This window comes from Ectobacillus funiculus (assembly GCF_004138295.1).
Taxonomy (GTDB): domain Bacteria; phylum Bacillota; class Bacilli; order Bacillales; family Bacillaceae_G; genus Ectobacillus; species Ectobacillus funiculus.
This window is the reverse complement of record NZ_SCFM01000120.1, coordinates 1-1,814: the sequence shown is the minus strand read 5'-3', so window position 1 is coordinate 1,814 and position 1,814 is coordinate 1. Positions and strand designations below refer to the sequence as shown.

The 1,814-nt window shown below is 37.2% G+C and carries 2 protein-coding genes and 1 pseudogene; all 3 read left to right on the top strand.

Annotated elements, in window-relative coordinates; translation table 11 throughout:
* Positions 1-318: MFS transporter (locus EP737_RS25115; protein WP_165350941.1), on the top strand; the 318-nt coding region annotated here is incomplete at its 5' end.
* A gap of 132 nt (positions 319-450) precedes the next feature.
* Positions 451-1,161, top strand: a complete 711-nt coding sequence (locus EP737_RS25110; RefSeq protein WP_165350940.1) for a FadR/GntR family transcriptional regulator — start codon at positions 451-453, stop codon at positions 1,159-1,161.
* Positions 1,162-1,614: 453 nt separating this feature from the next.
* Positions 1,615-1,814 (top strand): annotated as a pseudogene (locus EP737_RS25105) (MFS transporter); the annotation flags it as partial.

Here is a 1,814-nt window from a genome sequence, read left to right as displayed (position 1 = left end):
TCATTTGTATTTCTAACGATTGCTTTATGCGGAGCATTTGGGGCATACTCTCCGTTTTGGGCAATTCCGCCTTCTTTCTTAACGGGAGCCGCTGCTGGCGGTGCAATTGCACTCATTAATAGTGTCGGAAATCTTGGCGGATTCTTCGGACCGTATGTTGTCGGATATATTAAGGATGCGACAGGATCGTTTACGATTAGTATGGTTTTCATGGGAATTAGCATGATTATAGGCGCCTGTATCCTTCTTTTCTTGGTAAAACAGTCAGGAAAGGCTCTAAATCGGAATACCCAAGAAGAACTACAGAAAACTAATTAAGAAAGACGATTATTTCTGTTCAACACTGCTAGATTCCTTCAGCCTCTTAGATTGATTGCCCTTTTAAATAAATTTCTATATAATTATTTACATCTAATTACGTAAAGCATAACGAATACAATATAGGGAGAAGTGATTGTCATTAGCTTTAATCCAGTATCTAGTAAGAAATTATATATGCAAATTTATAATCAAATTCTTTCGCAAATCCAATCGGGTGCATTTCAAATAGGGGATAAGCTGCCAGCTGAAAGAGAGCTATGCGAACAGTTTGGTGTAAGCCGCGCCCCTATTCGCCAGGCTCTTAGCGCATTAGAATTGAATGGTATTATTTACTCTCGTCAGGGTGAGGGTGTTTATGTGAAAAGCAATCAGCTCGCATCCGATCAGTCCCAAGCAGCCATCTTTTTTGATTCTATATCTCCAGAGGATATTGTAGAAGTAAGGATGGATATAGAGCCTATTATTGTAAAATTTGCAGCGCAAAGAGCTACAGATGAAGATATAGAGGAGCTTCGTGCCACCATCAAACAGATGGAGGAAGAAACGAAGGCCGGTGTATATGTGCCAGAAACAGATGAAAAATTGCACTGCGGCATTGCGAAGGCTTCCCACAATGATCTCTTTATTAACATCATGGCGGCTATTAGTAATGCAATGAAGCAACAGGAAATGTGGAAGTTTATTCGGGATCGCACCGTAACTCGACCAGATTATCGAGATGTGAATTTCAAGGAACATCAATTAATAATTGAAGCGATTGCAGATCACAATGAACAAGAAGCAGTCGAAATCATGACGAAACATATGCAAAACTTATATGATCGATATTGGAAAGATTGATCTAAGAAAATTGCAGGGCATGAAATAAGATAAAATAAATATACTTCTACACAAAAAAATCCCCATCCTAAAGAAGGAGGGGATTTTTTTTGAGGCTATGCCGCAGTACCAGTTTAAGAGTCATGAATGTTTCATAAGATTTGTATTAAGTGCAGAATCGTATTGACAAACAATACTAGTAAAGTTATACTCATGTTGTAAGTTACCTTAGTAGACAAGTAGATAAGAATGTAAGATGAAAAGAGGGTGTATAGAAAGTTTTCAATTGTTTAAAAAATAGCGACTATAAGAGAGAGTTATGAAAGGCTTAATTGATATGAGGTATCTTTCGTTTTGTGAAAGGACTCAGAATAAAAGTATTTTTGAAAGCGTTTAATGTAAGGGATTACCTTTAAACCCGATGAAATGAAGGGTTGAAAAAAGAAAGGTATGAAAGTGTTAGGAGGAATTATTTTGGATCAATTCGCTTTAGAACGTTCAGCTACGAGAAAAGTTACGTTACGATTAATTCCATTTTTATTTCTATGTTTTATCATCGCTATACTAGATCGGGTGAATATTGGCTTTGCTGCTTTGCAAATGAACGAAGATTTGGGTTTTTCGAATGCTGTTTTTGGACTTGGGGCAGGGATCTTCTTCTTAGGTTATTTCCT